The sequence below is a fragment of the Burkholderia sp. Ac-20344 genome, assembly GCF_017104975.1.
Lineage (GTDB): Bacteria > Pseudomonadota > Gammaproteobacteria > Burkholderiales > Burkholderiaceae > Burkholderia.
Map to the genome: position 1 here is coordinate 1 of NZ_JAAGPP010000333.1, position 2,080 is coordinate 2,080.

At 72.1% G+C, this 2,080-nt stretch carries 3 protein-coding genes and 1 pseudogene; all 4 read left to right on the forward strand.

Annotation, left to right across the window (positions count from 1 at the left end; translation table 11 throughout):
* The coding region (locus G3N64_RS38910) for an FAD-dependent oxidoreductase (RefSeq protein WP_205788870.1) at positions 1 to 780 on the forward strand (780 nt) is incomplete at its 5' end.
* A gap of 32 nt (positions 781 to 812) precedes the next feature.
* On the forward strand, positions 813 to 1,010 hold the full coding sequence (gene thiS, locus G3N64_RS38915) for a sulfur carrier protein ThiS (protein ID WP_043191789.1): 198 nt from the start codon (positions 813 to 815) through the stop codon (positions 1,008 to 1,010).
* A gap of 38 nt (positions 1,011 to 1,048) precedes the next feature.
* Positions 1,049 to 1,864, forward strand: coding sequence for a thiazole synthase (locus G3N64_RS38920; RefSeq protein WP_205788871.1), 816 nt, complete (start codon positions 1,049 to 1,051; stop codon positions 1,862 to 1,864).
* Positions 1,861 to 2,080 (forward strand): annotated as a pseudogene (locus G3N64_RS38925) (thiamine phosphate synthase); the annotation flags it as partial. The gene G3N64_RS38920 and the pseudogene G3N64_RS38925, both read left to right, overlap by 4 nt.

Below are 2,080 nucleotides of genomic sequence, written 5' to 3' on the forward strand. Positions count from 1 at the left end.
TCGCCGGCCGGCCTGTTCGACAGCGGTTTCGTGACGCTCGCCGGCGCGCAGGTCGATGCGGCCGAGCCGGTGCTCGCGGGCCGCTTCGCGCGCGGCCTGCTGCTGCCGAACGAAGGCCAGCTCGACAATCGCCAGGCGCTGCGCGCACTCGCGGCGGGCCTCGCCGAGCGCGGCGTCGACCTGCACTGGCACGTCACGATCGACGATGCGAACCTGCCCGCCGCGCATTTCACGATCGACTGCCGCGGGCTCGGCGCGAAACCCGCGCTGCCCGCGTTGCGCGGCATCCGCGGCGAAGTCGCGCGCGTGCACGCGCCCGGCATCGGGCTCACCCGGCCCGTGCGGCTGCTGCATCCGCGCTATCCGCTGTACATCGCGCCGAAGCAGGACGATCTCTATGTGATCGGTGCGACCGAGGTGGAGGGCGAGGACATGTCGCCCGTCAGCGTGCGTTCCGCGCTCGAACTACTGAGCGCGGCGTTCTCCGTGCATCCGGCGTTCGGCGAGGCGCGCATCCTGGAACTCAATGCGCAGTGCCGGCCGACGCTGCCCGATCATCGCCCGGCGGTGATCTGGGGCGGCGCATCGACGCTCGCCGTCAACGGCCTGTACCGGCACGGCTTCATGATCGCGCCGGAAGTCGCGCACGCGGCGGTCGCGGTCGCCGAAGCCGCGCTCGGCGGCGCGTTCGTCGATGCCGACGCGTTCGCCGCGTGGCGCGACGCCGCGCGCTGGCCGACGCTCCTTCATCATCGCAACGACGCGCGCCAGCCGGCCTGACGCGCGCCGCCGACCGAATTCGACGAAGCCCCATGGATATCCAGATCAACCAACAGACCCTGACGTTGCCCGACGGCGCAACGGTGTCCGATGCGCTCGCCGCGTACGGCGCGCGGCCGCCGTACGCGGTCGCGCTGAACGGCAACTTCGTCGCGCGCACGCAGCACGCGGCGCGCGCACTCGCGGCGGGCGACAAGCTCGACGTCGTGCACCCCGTCGCGGGCGGCTGAGCGCCGCCGGTTCGTCCCCGCTCTTCCAGGAAAACGACATGACGTCCCTCACCTCCGCCGACGCGTTGACGCTGTACGGCGAAACCTTCGCAAGCCGCGTGCTGATCGGCACGTCGCGCTATCCATCGCTGCAGTCGCTGTCCGATTCGATCGCCGCGTCGCGGCCGGGGATGGTAACGGTCGCGCTGCGCCGCCAGATGACGGGCGGCACGGCCGAAGCCGGCTTCTTCGACCTGCTCAAGCGCCACGCGGTGCCGCTGCTGCCGAACACGGCCGGCTGCCAGACCGTCGCCGAAGCCGTGACGACCGCACACATGGCGCGCGAGGTATTCGGTACCGACTGGATCAAGCTCGAACTGATCGGCGACGACTACACGCTGCAGCCCGACCCGGTCGGCCTGATCGAAGCGGCCGCGCAACTGGCCAAGGACGGTTTCAAGGTGCTGCCGTATTGCACCGAGGATCTGGTGATCGGCCGGCGCCTGCTCGACGTCGGCTGCGAGGCGCTGATGCCGTGGGGCGCGCCGATCGGCACGGGCAAGGGCGTCGTGAACCCGTACGGCCTGCGCGTGCTGCGCGAGCGGCTGCCCGACGTGCCGCTGATCGTCGACGCGGGGCTCGGCGTGCCGTCGCACGCGTGCCAGGTGATGGAGTGGGGCTTCGACGGCGTGTTGCTGAACACCGCCGTGTCGCAGGCCACGCACCCCGAGATCATGGCGCGCGCGTTTGCGCAGGGCGTCGAGGCCGGCCGTGCCGCCTATCTCGCCGGGCCGATGGACGCGCGCGAGACCGCGCATGCGAGCACGCCGGTCGTCGGGATGCCGTTCTGGCACCAGGACGGGGGCGGCGCATGAGCGCGCGTTTTGCCGATGCATTCTGGCCGCCGGCCGACGAACTGGCCGAAGCGGCCGAACGGATTCGCGCGCGGCTCGGCGACTGGCCGGGGGCCGCGGCGCCGTGGCGGCTCTGTGTCGCGATGCCCGATGTGCCGGCCGATGGCGACGTGCTGATCGTATCGGCCGGCGACCACGCCGCGCAGGCGCGCGCGTCGGCTGCGTCGCGGCCTGCGG

Bases quoted from the DNA above. Each gene is read 5' to 3' on its own strand.
- thiS (WP_043191789.1), top strand. From the start codon at position 813: ATGGATATCCAGATCAACCAACAGACCCTGACGTTGCCCGACGGCGCA.
- G3N64_RS38920 (WP_205788871.1), top strand. From the start codon at position 1,049: ATGACGTCCCTCACCTCCGCCGACGCGTTGACGCTGTACGGCGAAACC.